Genomic DNA, 21,745 nt, shown 5'->3' with positions numbered 1-21,745 from the left:
GCTCGGCATCAACTCCGCCTCGGTCACCGCCCTGCTCGACCGCATGGAGAAGGCGGGCCTGATCCGCCGCAACCGGGACGCCGACGACCGTCGCAGGTCGTTGCTCGCCGTCACACCCCGCGCCGTCGAGCTCAGTCAGACGTTCTTCGGACCGCTCAGCGCACGGACGGCGCGGAGTCGAGGTCGCGGACACGACGCGCCGGCGACCCCGCATAGAGCCCGTTCGGCTCGCAGTCGCGGGTGACCACGGTGCCCGCCCCGATGACACACCCGTCCCCTACCGTCACTCCGGGCAGGATGATCGCGCCCGCGCCGATCCAGCACCCGTCGCCGACCACGATCGGACGGTCGACCACCCGCCCGCCCCGGCCGGAGCTCGGACCGATCTCGTGCGTGCTCGTGATGAACTGGGCACGGTGCCCGACAGCGACCTGCCGGCCGAGCGTGATGGGCGCGGTACCGTCGAACAGCACTCCGCGGTTGACGAACGTCCCCAGCCCCATCGTGACGTCCTTGCTGCCGAAATAGCAGCCGGAATAGATGCCGGCTCCCCACACTTTCGCGCCCGCCGCCGTCAGCAGGAGAACGCGCAGCCACACGGGGACGAACGCGGAGGCCTGGACGATGGTGACGAACCGCATCCCGTCACCCTATCCCCGCAGAGCAGGTTCGCGACCGGGAGTTGCTCTCCATTAACTGCGACACTGCCCGAAGATCCGAGGCGCGGCGTACTATGTGGGCGCCATCGAAGATGCCCGAGGGGGGACAGTGAGACAACTGGATAGCGACGGATTCGCTGCACTGGTGGAGTCCATCCCCCACGCGATCAGCGTCCACGACCGGGAACGAAACCTCGTGTTCAGCAACTCCGCCTGCGCGGCCCTGATCGGCTACAGCGCCGACGAATTCGCAGACCTTGAACACGAGCAACTGTTCCACCCCGACGACGCCGAACTGTGGGGCACCATGCTCGCCCGGGTCCTGAGCACGGAAAACCCCAGCGCGACAGCACATCTGCGCATCCGCCACCGGGAAGGCCACTGGATCTGGGTGCGCGTAGCGGCGTCCACGTTCACCGCAGGCACCGAGAGGCTGGTTGCCCTCGTGCTCCAGGACGAGTCCGACACGATCTGGGGCGACCCCACGGCCGCGAGGCAACCGATCCGGTAACCGCCCACTCACCGAGCGTCGCCGGAAGCCGGGCCACTGCACGGCGGAGTCCGGACGGTGGCGCCGCATCGCCGGCAGAAGTGGGTGCGGTGCCCACCGTTGTTCGACGTCGCGCACCCGCACACCTCCCACCCCACCAGGCACGTGTTGGCGGCCAGCGTGTGCCCGTTCGGACAGCGCCCCGGCGCAGTTTCGGTTCTGGCGGCCACACGTCGAACCTACCGGTGTTCGAACATATGTGCGAGTCCGGCCCCGAGCCCCCTCGCTGCGGTGATCGGTCACATGTAGTTGCCGGGCGAACCGTCCTCCTGCCCGTCCTCCCGCTCCACCAGGAACCAGCTCCCGGGGGCGTAGATCAGCTCCCGGGAGGCACGGACGATGACGAGCGCCCCGGACTCGTGGATGCTGTAGCTGTCGTCGTCGCCGAAGTCGGTGACGGCGAACTCCGCCAATTGGTCGAATGATCGATGCGTCACAGTGAATGTCATGACGCCAGTGTCCCACCGGGACAAGGGGGATGAATGAGGAAAACCTCCCACCCGCATTGTCTGCGGATGAGAGGCTTCTCTCGAAAGTGGAGCTAAGGGGACTCGAACCCCTGACCCCCACACTGCCAGTGTGGTGCGCTACCAGCTGCGCCATAGCCCCGTATTCGGTTGTTCTCCGCACTCGGAATGACTTCCTCCGTGCTCGAAGAAAGTTACACCATAGCCGACCGGGCCAACAAATCGCCTGGTCAGAGGCGCTTCGCGCCCGTGCGCCTTTCTGGTTGTTCCAGCTACCAAAAAGGCGCACGGGCGGCGGAGCCGCCTACAGCTGCGACACCCAGTTCTCGTTGGAGAGTGCATCGATGACGGTGCCGTCCTCGACCACGGCTGGGGTGCCGGTAGCGCCGCTCGCGGCGAGGGCCTGACGGCCCGCCTCGGCGTGCGTGCGGGCCTGCTCGACCTTCGCACCGGTGGTGATGCACTGGGCGGCCGCGTCGGACGCTCCGGCGTCGCCGGCGATCTGCGCGAGCTCCTCGTTGGTGTGATCGGAGCTGCCGTTCTCCTTCGGCTGGTTCGACGGGGAGAACAGCGCCGCATGGAACGCCGAATACGCCAGGGCATCACCGGATTCCGCGATGCACTCGGACGCCGCGACAGCGCGGGTGGAGTAGTCACCGCTGGCCGACAGCTGGTCGAGGAAGTTCAGGATGTGGTAGCGGACGGCCACCTTGCCGTCGTCGATGGCCTGCGCGAGTTCCTGGCCGTTCTTGTTCTCGAGCTCGGCGCAGTACGGGCACATGGGGTCCTCGAACAGGTCGACCGTGGTGGCCGCGTCGGGACGGCCGAGACGCACGACGCCGTCGTCCTGCAGCGCAACCTGGACCTCGGAGTTCTGGACCCCGCCGTACCCGTCGTTGCGCGGCTTGCTGCGGTTGCTCTGCCAGATCACACCACCGATGACCAGTACGGCGATGACCAGTACGGCGAGCCCACCGAGAATGTAGGTGGACCGGCTGGATTCCGGCTGCGGGTTGTACTTGTTCTTCGAGCTCACGTGGATGCAGTCCTTCGACGTCGGATCGATTTACCGAATGCTTACTCTGCCACCGTCTGCTGAGGGGTCACTGAGAAAGTGGTGCGGGAGCGGAGCCCCAGCGCGAACGGGGTACGGGGAAACACGATCAGCCACACGGCCAGTGCGAGGAAGCCCACATCCCGGAGGATTTCCCTGGTGTAGTCCCAGCCGTTCACATCGGCCGTACCGCCGCCGCCGAAGCATCCGCAGTCGATGGACAGCCCGCGGGCCCACACCGAGACGATCACGCCGATGAGCACGAGCAGGAGCGCGGCGGACACCGCGGCCGTGGCGCGGACGGCGAGCCCGATCAGCAGGAGCAGCCCGAGGGCGATCTCGAAGAACGGCAGCGTGTTCGCGACCGGCCGGACGAGGTCCTCGGGAAGCAGTTGGTAGGCGCGGACCGCGATGATCGTCTGGGCGGGGTCGGCGACTTTGAGTGCGCCGGAGACCAGCCAGACGGTGGCGAGAGACAGCCGGGCGAGAAGGGAGACGACCTTGATCCACACCCGGACGAGCGTACCGAAGACGCCGGTCAGACCGCCTCGACGGACACCTTGGGCGCCGGCTTGTTCGGCACGAGCAGCCAGCCCACTGCGGCGAGGAGCATGACCCCGCCGGTCACGCCGAATGCGACCGCGTACGACAGGTGCTGGGCGAGCAGACCCGCCCCGACCGGGCCGAGGACTCCGCCGACGTCGGCGACCATCTGGAAGGCGGCCAGCACGGGACCACCACGGGACTTCGCGCCCACGACGTCGGCGACCGCGGCTTGCTGCGCGGGACTCATCACTCCGGAGCCGATGCCTGCGATGCCGGACAGCACCAGGAACACCAGCAGGTTCTCGCTGAGGCCCATCCCGACGGTGCTGGCACCACACACCAGCAGTCCGATCAGGACGAACAACTTTCGGCCGTAGACGTCGGACAATCGCCCGGACACGATGAGGACGAGCGCATTGCCGACCGCGAAGACGGTGAGGGCGATGCCGGCGAGGGCGGCGTCGCGGTGCAGTGCCTCGACGACGAACAGGGGGACCATCGCCACCCGCACTCCGAAGATCACCCCGCCGAACGCGAAATTCGAGCCGAGGGCGGCGCGGTAGACGGGCTGGCCGAGGGCCTCCCGGAGCGTCATGGTGGCACCGGCGGCGGTGGCGTCGGGCGCCGTCAGGTGCGAACCCCGCAGGCTCACGAAGACGACCGCGGCCGCGATGACGAGGGCGATCGCGTAGATGACGAACGGAACCCGGAGTCCGAATCCGACGAGCAGCCCGCCGACGAGGGGTCCGGAGATCGATCCCATCAGGAAGCTCGTCGCGTAGAGCCCGGACACTCGGCCGCGCCTGTCCACGGGGGCGATGCGGATCACCAGCCCCATCGCCGACACCGTGAACATTGTCGAGCCGATGCCACCGAGTGCGCGGAAGACGAGCAATTGCCAGTAGTCCCCCGCGACCGCGCAGGCGGCGGTCGAGGCGGCGACGATCAGGAGTCCGGTGATGTAGACCGGCCGCTCCCCCAGTTTCTGCACCAGCCGGCCGCTGACCGGGGCGAAGATCAGGCGCATGAACGCGAACGACGAGATCACGACGGTGGCCGCCGTCACGCTGACGTCGAAGCTGCGGGCGAACTGCGGGAGGGCGGGTGCGACGATCCCGAATCCGAGTGCGATGACGAAGCTGGCCGAGACCAGCACCCAGATTTCCGAAGGGAGCCGCGGGCTGAGCCCGGCGGGCAGCCCGGCTGCGCGAGTGTTCATAGTTGAATCCGATGGTAGGTGCCCCCGCTTCTGCCGCAGCACCTACCCCGGCCGAACACCTACTTCAGGACGTCGGCCACCAGTTCCTTGGCCGCCGCCTGCACCTCCGCGAGATGGTCCGGGCCTTTGAAGGATTCGGCGTAGATCTTGTAGACGTCCTCGGTGCCCGACGGCCGCGCCGCGAACCACGCCGACTCGGTGGTGACCTTCAGCCCGCCGAGGGCTGCCCCGTTACCCGGGGCGCTCGTCAGCGTCGCGGTGATCGGCTCCCCCGCCAGTTCGGTGGCCGACACCTGTTCGGGCGACAGTTTCGCCAGCACCGCCTTCTGGTCCCGCGTGGCGGGGGCATCGATGCGCGCGTAGGCGGGGCTGCCGAACTGCTCCGCCAGTTCCCGATACCGGACCGACGGTGTCTTGCCGGTCACCGCCGTCATCTCCGAGGCGAGCAGGGCCAGGATGATCCCGTCCTTGTCGGTGGTCCACACCCCGCCGTCGTGGCGCAGGAACGACGCACCGGCACTCTCCTCGCCGCCGAAACCGAGCGAGCCCTCGAGAAGTCCGGGGACGAACCACTTGAAACCCACCGGCACCTCCAGCAGTTCACGGCCGAGGCTCCCGACCACCCGGTCGATCATCGACGAACTGACGAGGGTCTTGCCCACCTTCACCGTCGAACCCCACCCCGTGCGGTGCGAGAACAGGTAGTCGATGGCCACCGCGAGGTAGTGATTGGGATTCATCAGTCCCCCATCGGGAGTGACGATCCCGTGCCGGTCCGCGTCCGCGTCGTTTCCGGTGGAGATGTCGAACCGGTCCCGGGCTCCGATCAGCGAGGCCATGGCGTCCGGCGACGAGCAGTCCATGCGGATCTTGCCGTCGGTGTCGAGGGTCATGAACCGCCACGTCGCATCGACGAGCGGATTGACGACTTCGAGATCGAGCCGATGGGTGTCGGCGATCGCACCCCAGTAGTCGACGCTCGCGCCGCCCAGCGGATCGGCGCCGATCCGCACTCCGGCGCTCCGGATGGCGTCGAGATCGAGCACGCTCGGCAGGTCGTCGATGTAGAAGCGGAGGAAGTCGTACCGCTCGGCCCGCTGGATCGCCCGGTCCGCGGAGACTCTCCGCACACCCGAGAGGTCGCGGCGGAGTAACTCGTTGGCACGGTCGGCGATGATCGTCGTCGCCTCGGAGCCGGCGGGGCCTCCGTGCGGCGGGTTGTACTTGAAGCCGCCGTCGCGGGGCGGGTTGTGCGACGGCGTCACGACGATGCCGTCGGCCTGCGACTCCGGACCGCTGCGGTTGTAGCGGAGAATCGCGTGACTGACCGCGGGGGTCGGGGTGTACCGGTTCCGCGAATCGATCAGCACCGTCACGTCGTTCGCGGCCAGCACCTCGAGAGCTGACGTCCACGCCGGCTCCGACAGAGCGTGCGTGTCGCGCCCGACGAACAGCGGTCCGTCGATGCCCTGGGACGCCCGGTACTCGACGATGGCCTGCGTGGTGGCCAGGATGTGTGCCTCGTTGAATGCGTTGTCGAGGCTCGATCCCCGGTGCCCGGATGTCCCGAACACCACCTGCTGCAAAGGATTCTCGGGGTCGGGCACGCCGCTGTAGTACGCGGTCACCAGGTGCGCGATGTCTACGAGATCCTCCGGCAGTGCCACCTGACCCGCTCTGTCGTGCGCCACGAGACCTCCTGGAAACTCATCGGGATCGAACTCGACTACCCATCCATCCTGCACCCTCGCACCGGAGTCTGCCCTCAAGACGTCAATCGGAATCCCAGCCAGGCGGCGGCCAGTCCGGCCGCGACACTCGCGACCACGTAGACGACGGACGTGAGCTCCCGCCGGATCCGCAGCAGTCCCACCGATTCCACCGCGAACGTCGAGTACGTGGTCAGTCCGCCGCAGAAGCCCGTGCCCAGCAAGGCGAACGTCTGCTCGGACATCGACGCCCCCGACAACAGTCCGAGGATCAGGCACCCGGAAACGTTCACGAGGAAGGTGGCCACCGGAAAACTGCGGTACGAGTCGACGTACCGGCCGGTGAGGTATCGCGTCGTCGCACCGAGCGCGCCGCCGAGGGCTACGAGCAGGACGGTCATGCCGCCGCCTGCCGCGCCAGCCGGTGCCGGTGACCGACGAGCATGCCCAGCCGCGCCGCGAGCAGGGCCGGTATCAGGGTGGCCACCACGTAGAGCGTCGCGGTGACGGCGTCCTCCCGCACCGCGTCGACGGCGAACGTCGAGAACGTGGTGAAACCGCCGAGAACGCCGACTCCCAGGAACAGTCGCCACAACCGGTCCGGTCCGACCGTCTCGGCGAGGTAGCCGAGCAGCAGCGACCCGACCACGTTGATCAGGAGGACGGTCCAGATGCCCGGCCACAGCTGGGCCAGCAGAAATCTCGCGGACGCACCGAGCGCACCGCCGAAGGCGACCACGGCCACCGGTTTCGTCAGGGACACGGCACATATCGTGTCACGATGGCCGGTCGAGGCGTCCGAACTCCGCCGGGCACAAAAAATCCGGGCCGGACACCTGGTGGTGTCCGGCCCGGATCTGGTGGAGCTGCCGGGAATTGAACCCGGGTCCTCCGCAGCAAAGCTAGGGCTTCTCCGTGTGCAGTTTGCTATGTCTCTACTTGGATCTCCCAGTCTCGCAAACAAGCCAGGATGACGATCCCAGTCGCTGTTGGTTGTCCCATTCGACTCCGCGACCGAGCCGAACGGTAAAGCCCTCTAGCTGATGCCAGTACCCGGACCGAGGGCGAACCCGGACTGACAGACACGCAGTCGCTACTTAGGCAGCGAGTGCGTAGTCGCGCTGATTGGAATCGGCGCTTATATGTTTGCAGCGACGCTTACGGTGGTCTCTTGCCTGCACCGACACGCTTCCCCTACCTCAACGTACGCAGTCGAAACCGTTCAGCCCCGTACGTGCCCCACGAGTCTCGCGGGGCCACCTAGTGTAACGCGAACCCGGTCCGGATTCATCCCGGATTCCCTCCCGAGTGTCCGGCGGCCGTATTTCAGCTGGCCACGGCGATCATTCCGACGGCCGCCAGAGCGAGGAGCATGCCCGCCTGCTGCATTCTGCTCACCCGTTCGCCGAGCATCACCATTGCCAGCAACACGGTGGCGGCGGGATACAGCGACCCGATCACGCTGACGAGCGACAGCAGCCCGCCCTGGAACGCGTACATCATGGCCGCGTTGGCCAGGACGTCGAGGAAACTCACGTACACGGCGAGCTTGAGGGGTTCGCCGTGCGGCAGCACGAAGTGGCCGGCGGACAACGCGACGAGCCACACCACCGCGGTCGCCGCGGCACGGGACACGGCGAGCGCCCACATCCCGCCGTCGTCACCGATCTGGTGCAGCGAGACGAACGAAAGCGCGAATGCGATGCCGGATCCGACGGTGAGAAGCGCCACGGTCCGGGTGAAGCGCAGCACCCTGCCCCCGGCCACCTCCCCCGCGGTCTCGTCGGGAGACTCCCGGCTGACGAGGACGACGGCAACGAGGGCCACTGCGATCCCGATGTACGCGACGGACCCGGGCCGCTCACCGAACGCGAGCCCGATCAGTACCGGAATACCCGCGACCAGCACGGCCGTCAGTGGCGACACCACCGACATCGGTCCCGACGCCAGCGCGAGGTAGAACCACCAGACCGCCACGCCACCGGCCACTCCCGCCAGGGCTCCCCAGACGAGGGAGGACGAGGTGAGGGTGCCCCCGGCGAACGGGGCGATCACGAGCACGATCAGCAGCGACAGCGGGTACGACACGATGACGACGCGAAGCGCCGCGACCCTGCGGGACGCGACTCCCCCGATGAAATCGCTCACGCCGTAACCGATCGCGGCCACGAGCGCGAGCAGGACGGACGTCAGCGCATGCCCTTGACTCGGCGGCCGAGTTCGCGGGTCACCTCACGCTCGGCGGTCCGCTTGGCCAGGTCCTGGCGCTTGTCGTAGTCCTGCTTACCCTTCGCGAGCGCGAGTTCCACCTTGACCTTGCCGTCGGAGAAGTACATCGACAGGGGAACCAGGGTCTGGTTTCCCTCCCTCGTCTTGCCGACGAGGTGCTCGATCTCGCGCTTGTGCAGCAGCAACTTCCGGGTGCGGCGCGGCGAGTGGTTGGTCCACGTGCCCTGCGTGTATTCGGGAATGTGCAGGGAACGCAGCCAGACCTCACCGTCGTCGACGGTGGCGAACGCGTCGACCAGCGACGCCTTACCCTCGCGCAGACTCTTCACCTCGGTCCCGACGAGGGCGATCCCCGCCTCGTAGACGTCGAGGATGGTGTAGTTGTGACGCGCCTTGCGATTGGTCGCAATGACCTTGCGGCCCTTTTCCTTCACGTTCCGGGCCTTTCAGTCCGCGATGTCCGAGGTGGACAGTTCGTACTCTCCAGCATAGAAGAAGAGGCAAGCCGAATTATTCGCGGACGTACAGGCGCAGGGTCACGTACGCGGTGACCGCGGCCATTCCGACGCCGACGAGCACCAGCACCGGTGAGACGAACAGCACGTCACTGTTGGAGATCCGGGCCACGATGTTGGCCTCGTACACGTCGGCGAGCACGTCGTCGATGAACATGTTCTTCGCGGTGAACAGGCCGACGATGGCGAGGACGGCACCCACCAGCGCGGCGACCACCGCCTCGAGCAGGAAAGGCAACTGCGTGTACCAGCGGGTGGCACCGACCAGCCTCATGATGCCGACCTCGGTGCGCCGGGTGAACGCCGCGATCTGAACCATGTTCGCGATCAGCAGGATTGCCGCCACCGCCTGCACGATCGCGATCGCGAACGCGGCGTTGCGCACACCGTTGAGGACGCTGAAGAGCCGCTCCACCAGCTCGCGCTGGTTGAGGACGCTCTCGACTCCCGGGCGGGTGCCGAACTTCTCGTTGATCACGCCGAACCGCTCGGGGTCGCTGAGCTTGACCTTGAACGAGGCCGGGAAACTGTCGGGGCTGACGAGTGCGGCGAGCTCGGGCTGATCCTTGAACACCCGCTCCGTCGCGTCCTTCACGGCGTCGTCGCGGTTGAGGTACTCCACCGACACCACCGACGGCGTCTCCTCCAATTCCGTGCGCAGCGACTTGCAGATCTGCCCCTCACAACCCGGGTCCGACGTGGAGATGTCGTCGGTGAGGAAGATCTGCACCTCGACGCGGTCCAGGAAGATCTGCTGGGTCTTGCCGGCCATCTGCACCACCAGCAACCCGCTGCCGAACAGGCCGAGCGAGATCGCGGTGGTGAGGATCATCGCGATGGTCATGGTGACGTTGCGACGGAGTCCGGTCAGGACCTCACTGAAAATGAAACTGGCACGCATCGGGGAATCAGAGTCCTTCGTAGGAGACTTGGGGACCGTACTGAAGCTGGAGTGCAGGGAGGGCGGCTAACGCCCCACGCCGTACACACCCCGAGCCTCGTCGCGCACCACTCTGCCGAGGTCGAGTTCCACCACCCGACGGCGCATCGAGTCGACGATGTGGTGGTCGTGGGTGGCCATCACCACCGTCGTTCCGGTGCGGTTGATCCGTTCGAGCAGCAGCATGATGTCCTGGCTCGTCTCCGGGTCGAGGTTTCCGGTGGGCTCGTCGCACAGCAGCACCAGCGGCCGGTTCACGAACGCCCTCGCGATGGCGACACGCTGCTGCTCACCGCCCGACAGTTCGGTCGGGAGACGGTCCGCCTTCCCGGACAGCCCGACCATCTCGAGCACCTCGGGAACGGTCCGGGAGATCATCGCGCGCGGCTTCCCGATCACCTCGAGCGCGAACGCGACGTTCTCGGACACGGTCTTCTTCTGCAGGAGCCGGAAGTCCTGGAAGACGACGCCCATGCTCTGCCGCAGCTTCGGCACGCGCCGGGCGGAAAGCTTGTTGACGTGGAAGTCCGCGATGTGGATGTCACCCGACGTCGGCGACTCCTCCTTGAGGAGCAGGCGCATGAAGGTCGACTTTCCCGAGCCCGACGGGCCGATGAGGAAGACGAACTCGCCCTTGTCCACCTCGACGCTCACCTTGTCCAGGGCGGGCCTCGTGGAGGTCTTGTACGACTTCGACACATTCTCGACGCTGATCACGAGGAGCCAGTCTAGACGTTATCGAACAGTGACCAAATGGAGCGACGCGCGGACGTCATCGCCCACTCGACGGTGTCGCCGACGTCGTCGGGACGGAAGAGGTGGTCGGCGGTGTGCCCGTCGGCGGAGGTGGGAACGGGTTGGGAATCCCGAACGGCAACGTCGGGGTCGACGTCACCTGACTGGTCCCGGTGGGCGCCGTCTCCTGCGGGGTCGGCTCGGGTGTCGTCTCGGTGGTCGTGACTGTCTCCGACGTCGACTCGGTCGTCGTCTCGATCTCCGACGTCGGCAGCGTGGTCTCCTGAAGGGGTGCCTCCCGGGTGGGAACGACTGCCGGAGCGACGGGCCCCTGGACCACCTCCTCAGCGGGGTTCAGATACGTGTACAGCGTGTACAGCACCACCCAGAGGATGCACAGCACCAGCGTCGACGTCCGCACCCGTCCGCCGAAGATCTTCGCGGGAAGGAACGACGAGTGCAGAATCCGGTCCAGTCCGCGCCGGGGTTCGTCGGTCATCCCTCGCCCTCCGCTGCCCGGACCGTCTGGAGGTCTGGTTCGACGGTGATCCCCTGCCGTCTCATCGCGGTGGCGATGCGCACGCGCAGTGCGCGACCCACCTGGAACTGCTTACCCGGCAGGGTTCGCGCCACGACGCGAACGCTGACCTCGTCGACAGTCAGACTCTCCACTCCCATCACTGTCGGTTCGTCGAGCAGCAGTTTCTTCAGTCCGCGATCCGCGAAGGCCTCGACACCGACCTGGTGCAGCACCTCGTTGACCCGGTTGATGTCCGATGTGGCCGGGACGGGAACGTCGATCACGGCGCGCGCCCAGTCCTTGGACAGGTTGATCGCCTTGACGATCTGGCCGTTGGGAACGGTGATGACCTCACCGTCCGAGTTCCGCATCCGGGTGACCCGGAGTGTGACGTCCTCGATCACGCCCTCGGCGTCTTCCGACGACCCCGTCACCGCGAGCTGCACCGTGTCGCCGAAGCCGTACTGCCGTTCGGTGATGATGAAGAAGCCGGCGAGGATGTCCTGCACCACGCGCTGCGCGCCGAAGCCGAGTGCCGCACCGAGCACGGTGGCCGGGGCCACCAGGCTGCCGATCGGCAGGCTCAGCTGGTCCAGCACCTTCATCGTCGCGATGACATAGATGATGGTGATGATCACCCAGGTGATCACCTGTGCCACCGAGTGCCGGTGCTTGGTCGCCTCCGACCGCACGAGGGCGTCGCCCTGCATGTAGTTGCTGTCGATCCGGTCGGTGACCTTGCTGCCGCCCCAATTGACGAATCGCGCCATCAGAATCGCTCCGAGGACGGTGAGCGACACCGCAAGCCCCGTCGACGAGAGCCAGTCGAGCAGGTTCCGGGTGGGAGCGAACATCGCCGCCGTCGCTTCCATAGGTATTAGGACGCCTGATTCTCGCGCATCCGCCACCGGATGCCCGATTCGAGGAATCCGTCGATGTCGCCGTCGAGCACCGCCGACGGGTTGTTGACCTCGTACTCGGTGCGCAGATCCTTCACCATCTGGTAAGGGTGCAGCACGTACGACCGCATCTGGTTGCCCCAGGAGCTGCCACCGTCGCCCTTGAGCGCGTCCATCTCGGCGCGCTCCTCCTTCCGCTTGACCTCGAGCAGCTTGGCCTGCAGGACGCGCATCGCCGACACCTTGTTCTGCAGCTGCGACTTCTCGTTCTGACAGGTCACGACGATGCCGGTCGGGATGTGAGTCAACCGGACCGCGGAGTCGGTGGTGTTGACGGACTGCCCACCGGGGCCCGACGAGCGGTACACGTCGACGCGGACGTCGTTCTCGTTGACGTCGATGTGGTCGGTCGTCTCGACCACGGGCAGGACCTCGACCTCGGCGAACGACGTCTGCCGACGACCCTGGTTGTCGAACGGGCTGATCCGGACCAGCCGGTGCGTGCCCATCTCGACGGACAGGGTTCCGTAGCTGTACGGCGCCTTGACCGCGAACGTCGCGCTCTTGATGCCGGCCTCCTCGGCGTAGGACGTGTCGTAGACCTCGACGCCGTAACCGTGCTTCTCCGCCCAACGGATGTACATGCGCATCAGCATCTCGGCCCAGTCGGCGGCGTCGACGCCACCGGCGCCGGAGCGGATGTTGACCAGCGCATCACGCTCGTCGTATTCGCCGGAGAGCATCGTCTTGACTTCCATCGCGGCGATGTCCTCGCGCAGGCCGTGTCGCTCGGCGTCGGCGTCCGCGATGGCCTCCGCGCCCTCGTCCTCGGCGAGTTCGTAGAGCACCGGCATGTCGTCGAGCCGCGACCGCAGTTCTTCGACGCGCCGCAGTTCGGCCTGTGAATGCGAGAGCTGGCTGGTGACCTGCTGGGCGTGCTCCTGGTCGTTCCACAGCTCCGGATCGGCGGCCTGGTGTTCGAGCTCGTCGATGCGGCGGCGCAACTCCTCCACGTCCAGCACCGCTTCGACGGTACGGAGGGTGGTGTCGAGCTCGCTCAGGTCTGCGGATACGTCGGGATGCACGGTTCCCAAGGTTACCGGGTCCGCGCGCGGGCCCTCTCACCCCTGCTTCCCAGGCGAAGTCACCCCTTCCGATCACATCGAGTCAAACCCTTGCGGACCTCGGATACACCTTGTTGCATGCACGGGTACGCACATGTTTGTGCCGCCATTCCGGACGGAGTCGACGATGACCGTGACCGACCAGTACCTGAAGAACAACGAGGAGTACGCCGCCGGATTCACCGGGCCGCTCTCCCTCCCCCCGAGCAAGCACGTCGCGGTCCTCGCCTGCATGGACGCGCGCCTGGACATCTACCGGATCCTCGGCATCCAGGAGGGTGAATCGCACGTCATCCGCAATGCCGGCGGTGTGGTGACGGACGACGAGATCCGGTCGCTCGCGATCAGCCAGCGACTGCTCGGCACCACCGAGATCATCCTCATCCACCACACGGACTGCGGGATGCTCACGTTCACGGACGACGACTTCAAGAAATCCATCCAGGACGAGGTCGGCATCAAACCGGCCTGGTCGGCCGAGGCGTTCTCCGACCTCGACGAGGACGTCCGGCAGTCGCTGCGCCGCATCGAGTCCAGCCCGTTCATCACGGCTACCACGTCCCTTCGCGGGTTCGTCTTCGACGTCGCCACCGGAAAGCTCGCCGAAGTGAAGATCGACTGAGTTCGCGCGGGGCCGTACGACCACGCGGTACGAGTAATCTGTGCGACCGTGACCGACCTCCACGCCGACCTGCAGCTCGCCCTCCGAATCGCCGACGAGGCGGACGCGATCACCAGGGCCCGATTCGGGGCGCTCGACCTGTCGGTCGACGACAAGCCCGACCTCACGCCGGTCACCGACGCCGACCTGGCCGTGGAACGGGCTGTGCGCGCGTCGTTGGAAGCCGAGCGGCCCGCCGACGCCGTGCTGGGTGAGGAGTTCGGCGGCGACGCTCAGCTCTCGGGACGCCAGTGGGTGGTCGACCCGATCGACGGCACCAAGAACTTCGTCCGCGGCGTCCCCATCTGGGCCACCCTGATCGCGTTGCTCGAGGACGGCGTCCCCACCGTCGGCGTGGTGAGCGCCCCGGCACTCGCACGCCGCTGGTGGGCCGCTTCGGGCGCGGGTGCCTGGTCGACGTTCGACGGGTCGGCGCCCGCTCGCCTCGCCGTCTCCGCCGTCGACCGACTGGGATCGGCCAGCCTCACGTTCTCGAGCCTGTCGGGATGGAAGGAACTGGGCATCCGCGAACAGTTCCTCTCCCTCACCGACGACGTGTGGCGGGTCCGCGGATTCGGCGACTTCTTCTCTTACTGCCTGCTCGCCGAGGGCGCCGTCGACATCGCCGCCGAACCCGAGGTGTCGCTGTGGGACCTCGCGCCGCTCGACGTTCTGGTGCGCGAGGCCGGCGGCCGCTTCACCAACCTCGCCGGCGCCGACGGCCCGCACGGAGGCAGCGCACTGGCCACCAACACGCTGCTCCACGACGAGGCGCTGTCCCGCCTGCGCTCGAACTGACGCCGGCAGTAAGACAGACAGCGGTTCCCGACAAGACTCCGACGGAGGAGTCCGGCGTCGCCATCCTCGGCCCCGAGGAGGACGGAACGCCGGTGTCCGTCACGAAGAATTTCTCCTGAGCCAATTCCCGCCGCGTGTGCCTCATCGCGTTCGTCAGCGATTCCTGCACCACACGCAGGAGCGTCAGCCGGCCGATCGCGTCGAGCCGGGCGATGCCGGGGCCGATCCCCGCCGACACCGGGAAGCCCGCAGCCCGCGTGCGGTCGACCGCAGCGGCGATCTCTATCGACAGCGCCTCGGGTTCCACGAGCGCCACGTCGCCCATCGAGGGATCGTGCAGCGCGAACGAGCAGCCGCCGGATGTCGGCGAGGGCATCGGATGCGATGCAGTGCACGTCCTCGAGCACCGAACTCGTGCGGCCGTCCACCTCCGTCAGCACGTGCTGCGCCACCCCGATCCGGAGCACGATCGACGCCATGTGGTGCGCGACGAGATCGTGCAGTTCCCGCTCCAGTGCGTTGCGCTGGCGACGACGGCGCGGGACTGCGACTCCAGCCGGCGTGATTCGGCTTCGGCGGCGCGCAGCCGGTACGTCGCGGCGAGATCGCGCTGCGCGCGCAGATAAAGACCGAGCAGCAGCGGCAGTCCGACGAACGCGACCGTGGACACGACGGTAGGAGCCGGGGCGCTTTCGCGGACGGTCGCAGACATTCGAACTTACTCGATAGTAGACACCCACCTTACTGCTGAGTAAGATAGATCCTGTCCACGCCCGAACACCGAGAAACAGCTGGTGATCATGAGCAAGCAAGACACTGTTGCCCCCAACGACAGCGCGAAGCGGAAGCCCCGCGACACGTCCGCCGTCGGACTGAATCCGGTCAAGCGCGACGCCATGGGTGCCGCGATGCGCGTGCTGACCAAGATCACCGGTTCCGATTTGGCCGAGAAGTACAACCTGCGCCAGACGATCGACCGGGTGACCTACGAAGGCACGAAGACCGGCTTCAAAACCCTCGGCGCCGCGACCCGCGGCTTCCAGAAGGTGTCCGGCGGCGGTGCGCCGAAGCGCCTCCCCGACAACCCGACCGCCAAGGCCGGCTACTTCGACCTCACCCCCAGCGACGAGCAGCAGATGATCGTCGAGACCGTGCGCGAGTTCGCGGCCGAGATCCTGCGGCCCGCGGGCCACGACGCCGACGCTGCCGCCGCCGCCCCCGCGGATCTCGTGAAGCGCGCCGCCGAACTCGGCATCACCCTCATCAACGTTCCCGAGGAACTCGACGGGGCCGCCAGCGAGCGCGGGGCAGTCACCAACTCTCTCGTCGCCGAGGCTCTCGCCCACGGCGACATGGGACTCGCGTTGCCGATCCTCGCGCCGAGCGGTGTCGCCGTCGCCCTCACGCAGTGGGGCACCGACTCCCAGCAGAAGACCTACCTGCCCTCGTTCACGGGCGAGCAGATTCCGAACGCCGCCGTGGTCGTCAACGAGCCCCGCGCACTGTTCGATCCGTTCGCGCTGCAGACCAAGGCGGTTCGCTCCCCCAGCGGTTACAAGCTCAACGGCGTCAAGAGCCTCGTTCCCGCCGCCGCCTCGTCGGAGCTGTTCATCGTGGCAGCCGAACTCGACGGCAAGCCCTCCTTCTTCATCGTCGAGGCCGACACCAAGGGACTCGTCGTCGAGGCGGACCCGAGCATGGGTCTGCGCGCCGCGGGCCTCGGCCGGCTCAACCTCACCGACGTCGCCGTGCCCGAGTCGGGTCTGCTCGGCGACACCGACGCCGACGTGCGGAAGGCCGAGTACGCCGACGCCATCCGGCTCGCCCGCCTGGGCTGGGCGTCGCTCGCGGTCGGAACCGGACAGGCCGTTCTCGACTACGTGATCCCGTATGTCAACGAGCGAGTCGCGTTCGGCGAACCGATCAGCAACCGTCAAGCGGTCGCGTTCATGGTCGCGAACATCGGCATCGAGCTCGACGGCCTGCGTCTGGTGACGTTGCGCGGCGCCTCGCGCGCCGAGCAGGGGCTCTCCTTCGCCCGCGAATCGGCCCTCGCCCGAAAGCTGGCGTCCGAGAAGGGCATGCAGATCGGTCTCGACGGCGTCCAGCTGCTCGGTGGCCACGGTTACACCAGGGAACATCCCGTGGAGCGCTGGTACCGCGATCTGCGCGCCATCGGCGTCGCCGAGGGCATCGTCCTGATCTGAGCGGCCGGATTCGAACTAAGGAAACTGTCATGATCAACCTCGAACTTCCCAAGAAGCTCAAAGCCTCCGCGAACCAGGCGCACCAGGTCGCCGCGGAAATCTTCCGGCCGATCTCCCGCAAGTACGATATCGCCGAGCACGCCTACCCCAAGGAACTCGACACCATGGCCGCCATGGTGGAGGGACTCAACGACTCCGGCAAGGGCGCGGCGGGCGCCGCCCTCGGCCGCGGCGACGAGCCGAAGGTCATCGGGAACGTCAACGGCGGCAACATGTCGTCGCTGATGAACGTCATCGAAACCTGCTGGGGCGACGTGGGTCTCACACTGGCGATCCCGTACCAGGGCCTCGGCAACTCGGCCATCGCCGCCGTCGCCACCGACGAGCAGCTCGAGCGTTTCGGCAAGGTGTGGGCGTCGATGGCCATCACCGAACCCGGTTTCGGTTCCGACTCCGCCGCCGTCACCACCACCGCGGTGCTCGACGGCGACGAATACGTGCTCAACGGCGAGAAGATCTTCGTCACGGCCGGCGAGCGCTCCACGCACATCGTCGTGTGGGCCACCGTCGACAAGACGAAGGGCCGCGCCGCGATCAAGTCGTTCGTCGTACCGCGCGACGCCCCGGGCCTGAGCGTCGCCCGCCTCGAGCACAAACTGGGCATCAAGGCGTCCGACACCGCAGTGCTGCTGCTGCAGGACTGCCGGATCCCCATGGACAACCTGCTCGGCACGCCGGAGGTCAACGTCGAGAAGGGCTTCGCCGGCGTCATGCAGACGTTCGACAACACCCGTCCGATCGTCGCCGGCATGGCGGTCGGCCTCGGCCGCGCCGCGCTCGAGGAACTGCGCAGCATCCTCTCCGACGCCGGTGTGGAGATCTCCTACGACACCCCCGCATACAACCAGCACGCGGCCGCCGCCGAGTTCCTGCAGCTCGAGGCCGACTGGGAGTCCGCCTACCTGCTCGCTCTGCGCGCAACGTGGATGGCCGACAACAAGAAGCCGAACTCACTCGAAGCATCCATGTCGAAGGCGAAGGCCGGTCGCACCGGAACCGCCATCTCCCTCAAGGCCGTCGAACTCGCCGGCACCTTGGGCTACTCGGAGCGCCCGCTGCTCGAGAAGTGGGCACGCGATTCCAAGATCCTCGACATCTTCGAGGGAACGCAGCAGATCCAGCAGCTGATCGTCGCCCGCCGTCTGCTCGGAAAGTCGTCCGCCGAGCTGAAGTAGCAGCTCGAGGGGGACTTTCATCGAGGGGTGTAGCCCCCGCCGCGCTCATCTGCGGCGGGGGCTTCTTCGTGCTCGAAGCCCGGGGACCTCGCAGCAACTTCGCAGCATCGGGGTGATCGCGTCCGGCTTCGCCGGACGGCGCGGCTGGACCGCTCTCTTCCTCTACGCTGAACGGGAAATCCGTCACTGCGGCCGGAGGGGTTCTTCATGCCAGCTCAGCACTTCCTCACCAAGATCACGGACACCGTGGGAGCGGTGCGGGTGATGAACCGCGCAGGCCTCGTTCCCTTTCCCCGCGTCGACCAGGGCGTCCGATCGATTCTGGCCGTGCGGAAGTACGGTCCGTTCGCCGGGCCCGTCCACGCGAACGCGGAGGCCGGGCTGGATGCGGTGGCCCTGATCGACGAGCGCGGCCCGCTCACCTACGCCGACATCGAGGAACTGTCCAATGCCCTGGTTCGGGCGTGGCAGGCGGACGGCATCACTCCCGGTTCCGTCATGGGATGTATGTGCCGCAATCATCGCGGCCTGGTCCTCACGATGCTCGCCGCCGCCAAGAACGGCACCAAGCTGGTGCTGATGAACACCGGGTTCGCGCGGCCCCAGCTCGTCGACGTCGCCGCCCGCGAGCAGGTTCAGGCCTTCGTATACGACGACGAGTTCCATGCGGTCGCCGAGGCCCTCCCCGACGAGGTCATCGCCTATCGCTCGTGGGCGGAGGACGATTCGACGTCTCAGGTCCGCACACTCGACGACGTGATGGAGGGCAGAGACCGCAGTTCGCTTCCCGCGCCGTCCACGCAGGGCGGATTCGTCCTCCTCACCAGCGGCACCACGGGCACACCGAAGGGCGCTCCTCGCGGACACACGTCGCCGCTCGCGTCGGCCCAGTTCCTCGACCGGGTTCCGCTGCGACGCGGGCAGACGATGATGATGGCGGCCCCCGCCTTCCACGGGACGGGAGTCTCCCAGTTCGCACTCGCGCTGGCACTGGGCCAGACCGTGGTGATGCATCGCAAGTTCGATCCGGAGAACACGATCCGTCTGGTCGAGAAGCACCGCTGCGACACACTCGTCGTCGTTCCCACCATGCTGCAGCGCATCATCGACCTCGGGCCGGAGACCCTGGCCAAGTACGACACGTCGAGCCTGAAGGTCATCTTCGCGGCCGGGTCCGCACTCTCCCCCGACCTCTGCAAGCGCACCACCGCCGCCTTCGGCGAGGTGCTCCACAACCTGTACGGCTCCACCGAGGTCGCCGTCGCCACCGTCGCGACTCCGGCCGACCTTGCGCTGGCGCCGGGCACCGCGGGGCGGGCGCCCGTCACCTGCCACGTGGAACTCTACGACGAGTCGGGTCAACGGATCACCGAACCCGAGACCGTCGGACGGATCTTCGTCGCCAGCGGACTCAGCTTCTCCGGATACACCGACGGTCGCGACAAGGAGCGCATCAACGGTCTGCTGTCCACCGGCGACGTCGGCCACTTCGACCGCAACGGCCTCCTCTTCGTGGATGGCCGCGACGACGACATGATCGTCTCCGGCGGCGAGAACGTCTACCCCCTCGAGGTCGAGAACCTGCTCGCCGACCGCGAGGACGTGCTCGAAGCCGCCGTGATCGGTGTCGAGGATTCCGAATTCGGCCATCGCCTCAGGGCTTTCGTGGTACCCGGCCCGAAGTCCGCGAAGGACGCCGACGAGTTGAAAGCACACGTCAAGTCGAACCTGGCGCGGTACAAGGTGCCCCGCGAGATCATCTTCATCGAGGAACTCCCCCGCAACGCGACGGGCAAGTTGCTGCGTCGCGTCCTGATCGAGATGGACGTTACGGAGAGCTGATCCCGCCGAGTGCGATCGAATCATCCACGTAGATCTGCGAAGTCACCGTCTGGAAGCCGATCGCCGGACCGTCGGCGCGGCGTGTCGGATCCAGCCAGGACATCCGCCGATCACGGTCGCGGAGAACATCGCGGCCAAGGTGGCCGGGTTGAAGGAATTCGTCAAACCGACTGCGGCACTTCGTGAATAACGCACGGGTACTGTCCGCCCGCTAGCGGGATCAGCCGGTGGGACGCCCTCCCGCCGGCGATCGAATTGGGTCGACGCAGGAGCCGGGCCGGGCGGCGAGGTCACGACCCGCTGCCCCCCGGCACGCCACTGTGCGTTCCGCGCTGGCCGCGAAGCTGAACGTCAGCCGCACCCCTGTCCGAGGCCGTGCAGCAACTCATCTACGAGGGCATCGCGGTCTACACCCGCAATGCGGGCGCCAGGGTCGATTCTCTCGACGCGAACTCGATCCGCGCCGTCTTCGAGGTCCGCGAGGTACTCGACGGGCTGGCCTCATTTCACGCGACTGCCGCTGCCACCGATGAGGCGGTGCAGCAGTTGAAGAGGATGGTGCAGCCCCAACGTGAGCGAAGCTCTCCTGCGGTTGGACGGGCAATCGCACCTGTACCGGTCGGACATGTGGAGTGCGGATCTCGATCGGAGGCTCGCCGGACCGCGCACGAGCGGATCGTGGGTGCCATCGAGTCCGGCGATGCGGTGGGAGCGCGCGTCGCGGCGTGCGCGCACGTGGCAGGACTGCTGGTGCGAACGACGCGTACGTAAGAACCGCCCACACCGACCAAGGCAGACAAAAAAGAACCGGTGTCCTGGATTCCAGGACACCGGTTCTTCAGTGGTAGCGGGGACAGGATTTGAACCTGCGACCTCTGGGTTATGAGCCCAGCGAGCTACCGAGCTGCTCCACCCCGCGTTGCATGGACAAAGTTACACGAGCGAACGAACGGATTGCAAATCGCCCGGAAAGAGTCCGACTAGCAACCTTTTCAGCACCACTCGAGTCACATCCGTTACCTAAAAGTTATGACGCTCGTCACATATTAGGGAAAATCTGTAACGCTGCCGAAACCTGATATTTCCGGGACGACCTGGGAAAACACCGTCCGTTCGTCCCAGTATTTGGACGCCCGTCACAGAAAATCGACCCGTGACCATTCCGTGATCACCGCGTACGTTCGTTGCCAGCCCGAAACCACCGGGCAACGCCGACCCGCCGCAGCTCGACCTGCCCCCGCGGAATTCGGAATCCCGACACCTCGAGGGGCAGGGACGAGGACAGATCGACCACCGGGTCGGCACACCAGCCGTTACCGCACCACCACCACCTCGTCAGCAGGCGCGGAGAGGAATCAACCACATGACCAATTCCAGCATCGTCAAGCGGACCATGGGCGCAATCGCACTCACCGGAGCAGTCATCGGAGTGCCGCTCGGCCTGAGCGCCGGCACCGCATCGGCTGCTTCCGGAGACTGGGACGCCGTCGCAGCGTGTGAGAGCAGCGGCAACTGGGGCGCCGACACCGGCAACGGCTTCTCGGGCGGTCTGCAGTTCACCGACAGCACCTGGGCCGCGAACGGCGGCTCCGGCTCGCCGGCCAATGCCTCGCGCGAAGAGCAGATCCGCGTGGCCGAGAGTGTCCTGGCGACCCAGGGACCCGGCGCCTGGCCGGTCTGCGGACAGTACCTCTGATCCGCACCACACACTTGCTCGGAGTGCCCCGCGCGCAGCACGACCGCGCGCGGGGGCCGCCAGCAGTGGACCGCCCCCCCCCACACCACCCCCGGGGCGTATAAAAAAAAACCAACCCCCCCGACAAACCCTGGAAGGGG

Annotated in this window: 22 protein-coding genes, 2 tRNA genes, 1 other RNA gene and 3 pseudogenes; 9 read left to right on the top strand and 19 right to left on the bottom strand. The window is 66.9% G+C overall.

Annotation, left to right across the window (positions count from 1 at the left end; translation table 11 throughout):
* Positions 1-7 precede the first annotated feature (7 nt).
* Positions 8-244, top strand: coding sequence for a MarR family transcriptional regulator (locus ACFWAY_RS11105; protein ID WP_378510728.1), 237 nt, complete (start codon positions 8-10; stop codon positions 242-244).
* Here ACFWAY_RS11105 and ACFWAY_RS11100 read toward each other — a convergent pair.
* Complete coding sequence (locus ACFWAY_RS11100) at positions 156-641, bottom strand: acyltransferase (protein WP_378510672.1); 486 nt, start codon at positions 639-641, stop codon at positions 156-158. The genes ACFWAY_RS11105 and ACFWAY_RS11100 overlap by 89 nt on opposite strands.
* 127 nt (positions 642-768) lie before the next feature.
* Between ACFWAY_RS11100 and ACFWAY_RS11095 the strand changes: the two genes are divergently transcribed.
* Positions 769-1,170, top strand: a complete 402-nt coding sequence (locus ACFWAY_RS11095; protein ID WP_378510671.1) for a PAS domain S-box protein — start codon at positions 769-771, stop codon at positions 1,168-1,170.
* 278 nt (positions 1,171-1,448) lie between these two features.
* On the opposite strand, the gene ACFWAY_RS11090 is transcribed toward ACFWAY_RS11095, so the two are convergent.
* The 16 genes from ACFWAY_RS11090 to prfB form a co-directional block, all read right to left on the bottom strand.
* The gene (locus ACFWAY_RS11090) at positions 1,449-1,658 is read right to left on the bottom strand and encodes a hypothetical protein (protein WP_378510670.1); all 210 of its coding nucleotides are present in this window, start codon (positions 1,656-1,658) and stop codon (positions 1,449-1,451) included.
* 87 nt (positions 1,659-1,745) lie between these two features.
* Positions 1,746-1,818, bottom strand: a tRNA-Ala gene (locus ACFWAY_RS11085).
* A 162-nt stretch (positions 1,819-1,980) separates the two neighbouring features.
* Positions 1,981-2,712, bottom strand: a complete 732-nt coding sequence (locus ACFWAY_RS11080) for a DsbA family protein (protein WP_378510669.1) — start codon at positions 2,710-2,712, stop codon at positions 1,981-1,983.
* 41 nt (positions 2,713-2,753) lie between these two features.
* Entirely contained in the window at positions 2,754-3,242 is a 489-nt protein-coding gene (locus tag ACFWAY_RS11075) for a MauE/DoxX family redox-associated membrane protein (RefSeq protein WP_378510668.1), read from the bottom strand.
* A 26-nt stretch (positions 3,243-3,268) separates the two neighbouring features.
* Positions 3,269-4,495, bottom strand: coding sequence for an MFS transporter (locus ACFWAY_RS11070; protein ID WP_378450134.1), 1,227 nt, complete (start codon positions 4,493-4,495; stop codon positions 3,269-3,271).
* 59 nt (positions 4,496-4,554) lie between these two features.
* Positions 4,555-6,186, bottom strand: coding sequence for a phosphoglucomutase (alpha-D-glucose-1,6-bisphosphate-dependent) (gene pgm, locus ACFWAY_RS11065; RefSeq protein WP_378450133.1), 1,632 nt, complete (start codon positions 6,184-6,186; stop codon positions 4,555-4,557).
* A 74-nt stretch (positions 6,187-6,260) separates the two neighbouring features.
* Positions 6,261-6,605: a fluoride efflux transporter CrcB gene (gene crcB, locus ACFWAY_RS11060; protein ID WP_378450132.1), complete on the bottom strand. Its 345-nt coding sequence runs from the start codon at positions 6,603-6,605 to the stop codon at positions 6,261-6,263.
* On the bottom strand, positions 6,602-6,976 hold the full coding sequence (locus ACFWAY_RS11055; RefSeq protein WP_378510727.1) for a fluoride efflux transporter FluC: 375 nt from the start codon (positions 6,974-6,976) through the stop codon (positions 6,602-6,604). Before ACFWAY_RS11055 ends, crcB begins: the two co-directional genes overlap by 4 nt.
* An 86-nt stretch (positions 6,977-7,062) precedes the next feature.
* Positions 7,063-7,434, bottom strand: a transfer-messenger RNA (tmRNA) gene (gene ssrA / locus ACFWAY_RS11050).
* 96 nt (positions 7,435-7,530) lie between these two features.
* Positions 7,531-8,385 (bottom strand): EamA family transporter, encoded by an 855-nt coding sequence (locus tag ACFWAY_RS11045; protein ID WP_378510726.1) that lies wholly within the window; start codon positions 8,383-8,385, stop codon positions 7,531-7,533.
* Between the two features lie 8 nt (positions 8,386-8,393).
* Complete coding sequence (smpB, locus tag ACFWAY_RS11040; protein WP_378450131.1) at positions 8,394-8,867, bottom strand: SsrA-binding protein SmpB; 474 nt, start codon at positions 8,865-8,867, stop codon at positions 8,394-8,396.
* 76 nt (positions 8,868-8,943) lie between these two features.
* Positions 8,944-9,849, bottom strand: a complete 906-nt coding sequence (gene ftsX / locus ACFWAY_RS11035) for a permease-like cell division protein FtsX (protein WP_378510667.1) — start codon at positions 9,847-9,849, stop codon at positions 8,944-8,946.
* 66 nt (positions 9,850-9,915) lie between these two features.
* On the bottom strand, positions 9,916-10,605 hold the full coding sequence (gene ftsE / locus ACFWAY_RS11030; RefSeq protein WP_005240222.1) for a cell division ATP-binding protein FtsE: 690 nt from the start codon (positions 10,603-10,605) through the stop codon (positions 9,916-9,918).
* A gap of 55 nt (positions 10,606-10,660) precedes the next feature.
* Positions 10,661-11,122, bottom strand: coding sequence for a hypothetical protein (locus ACFWAY_RS11025; RefSeq protein ID WP_378450129.1), 462 nt, complete (start codon positions 11,120-11,122; stop codon positions 10,661-10,663).
* Positions 11,119-12,015 (bottom strand): mechanosensitive ion channel family protein, encoded by an 897-nt coding sequence (locus ACFWAY_RS11020; RefSeq protein ID WP_378450128.1) that lies wholly within the window; start codon positions 12,013-12,015, stop codon positions 11,119-11,121. Before ACFWAY_RS11020 ends, ACFWAY_RS11025 begins: the two co-directional genes overlap by 4 nt.
* Positions 12,016-12,020: 5 nt before the next feature.
* Positions 12,021-13,127: a peptide chain release factor 2 gene (prfB, locus tag ACFWAY_RS11015; RefSeq protein WP_378450127.1), complete on the bottom strand. Its 1,107-nt coding sequence runs from the start codon at positions 13,125-13,127 to the stop codon at positions 12,021-12,023.
* A 166-nt stretch (positions 13,128-13,293) separates the two neighbouring features.
* On the opposite strand from prfB, the gene ACFWAY_RS11010 reads away from it, so the two are divergent.
* Together ACFWAY_RS11010 and hisN are read left to right on the top strand one after the other, a co-directional pair.
* On the top strand, positions 13,294-13,788 hold the full coding sequence (locus ACFWAY_RS11010; RefSeq protein WP_378510666.1) for a beta-class carbonic anhydrase: 495 nt from the start codon (positions 13,294-13,296) through the stop codon (positions 13,786-13,788).
* A gap of 48 nt (positions 13,789-13,836) precedes the next feature.
* Complete coding sequence (gene hisN, locus ACFWAY_RS11005; RefSeq protein WP_378510665.1) at positions 13,837-14,625, top strand: histidinol-phosphatase; 789 nt, start codon at positions 13,837-13,839, stop codon at positions 14,623-14,625.
* Positions 14,626-15,029: 404 nt separating this feature from the next.
* Here the strand turns inward: hisN and ACFWAY_RS11000 are convergent.
* A pseudogene (locus ACFWAY_RS11000) lies at positions 15,030-15,104 on the bottom strand (hypothetical protein); the annotation flags it as partial.
* A gap of 315 nt (positions 15,105-15,419) precedes the next feature.
* Between ACFWAY_RS11000 and ACFWAY_RS10995 the strand changes: the two are divergent.
* From ACFWAY_RS10995 to ACFWAY_RS10980, 4 genes and pseudogenes are all read left to right on the top strand, one after another.
* Positions 15,420-16,832 carry an acyl-CoA dehydrogenase family protein gene (locus ACFWAY_RS10995; protein ID WP_378510664.1) on the top strand — a complete coding sequence of 471 codons (1,413 nt, stop codon included), beginning with the start codon at positions 15,420-15,422 and terminating at the stop codon, positions 16,830-16,832.
* Positions 16,833-16,861: 29 nt separating this feature from the next.
* Complete coding sequence (locus ACFWAY_RS10990) at positions 16,862-18,067, top strand: acyl-CoA dehydrogenase family protein (RefSeq protein WP_378450123.1); 1,206 nt, start codon at positions 16,862-16,864, stop codon at positions 18,065-18,067.
* A 207-nt stretch (positions 18,068-18,274) separates the two neighbouring features.
* Positions 18,275-19,909 carry an acyl-CoA synthetase gene (locus ACFWAY_RS10985; RefSeq protein ID WP_378510663.1) on the top strand — a complete coding sequence of 545 codons (1,635 nt, stop codon included), beginning with the start codon at positions 18,275-18,277 and terminating at the stop codon, positions 19,907-19,909.
* Positions 19,910-20,158: 249 nt separating this feature from the next.
* Positions 20,159-20,680, top strand: a pseudogene (locus ACFWAY_RS10980) (GntR family transcriptional regulator).
* Between the two features lie 71 nt (positions 20,681-20,751).
* Here the strand turns inward: ACFWAY_RS10980 and ACFWAY_RS10975 are convergent.
* Positions 20,752-20,828: transfer RNA gene (locus tag ACFWAY_RS10975), tRNA-Met, on the bottom strand.
* A 444-nt stretch (positions 20,829-21,272) separates the two neighbouring features.
* Here ACFWAY_RS10975 and ACFWAY_RS10970 point away from each other — a divergent pair.
* Positions 21,273-21,602: pseudogene (locus ACFWAY_RS10970) on the top strand (transglycosylase family protein); the annotation flags it as partial.
* Positions 21,603-21,745: the final 143 nt, after the last annotated feature.

Source organism: Rhodococcus sp. NPDC059968, assembly GCF_042738615.1.
GTDB lineage: Bacteria > Actinomycetota > Actinomycetes > Mycobacteriales > Mycobacteriaceae > Rhodococcus_F.
This window is presented reverse-complemented; position numbering and strand designations above follow the sequence as displayed.

Excerpts from the sequence above, each read along its gene's own strand:
- ACFWAY_RS11100 (WP_378510672.1), bottom strand. The coding sequence starts at position 641 with ATGCGGTTCGTCACCATCGTCCAGGCCTCCGCGTTCGTCCCCGTGTGG.
- ACFWAY_RS11090 (WP_378510670.1), bottom strand. The coding sequence starts at position 1,658 with ATGACATTCACTGTGACGCATCGATCATTCGACCAATTGGCGGAGTTC.
- ACFWAY_RS11070 (WP_378450134.1), bottom strand. The coding sequence starts at position 4,495 with ATGAACACTCGCGCAGCCGGGCTGCCCGCCGGGCTCAGCCCGCGGCTC.
- crcB (WP_378450132.1), bottom strand. The coding sequence starts at position 6,605 with ATGACCGTCCTGCTCGTAGCCCTCGGCGGCGCGCTCGGTGCGACGACG.
- ftsX (WP_378510667.1), bottom strand. The coding sequence starts at position 9,849 with ATGCGTGCCAGTTTCATTTTCAGTGAGGTCCTGACCGGACTCCGTCGC.
- ACFWAY_RS11025 (WP_378450129.1), bottom strand. The coding sequence starts at position 11,122 with ATGACCGACGAACCCCGGCGCGGACTGGACCGGATTCTGCACTCGTCG.
- ACFWAY_RS11020 (WP_378450128.1), bottom strand. The coding sequence starts at position 12,015 with ATGGAAGCGACGGCGGCGATGTTCGCTCCCACCCGGAACCTGCTCGAC.
- ACFWAY_RS11010 (WP_378510666.1), top strand. The coding sequence starts at position 13,294 with ATGACCGTGACCGACCAGTACCTGAAGAACAACGAGGAGTACGCCGCC.
- ACFWAY_RS10990 (WP_378450123.1), top strand. The coding sequence starts at position 16,862 with ATGATCAACCTCGAACTTCCCAAGAAGCTCAAAGCCTCCGCGAACCAG.
- ACFWAY_RS10985 (WP_378510663.1), top strand. The coding sequence starts at position 18,275 with ATGCCAGCTCAGCACTTCCTCACCAAGATCACGGACACCGTGGGAGCG.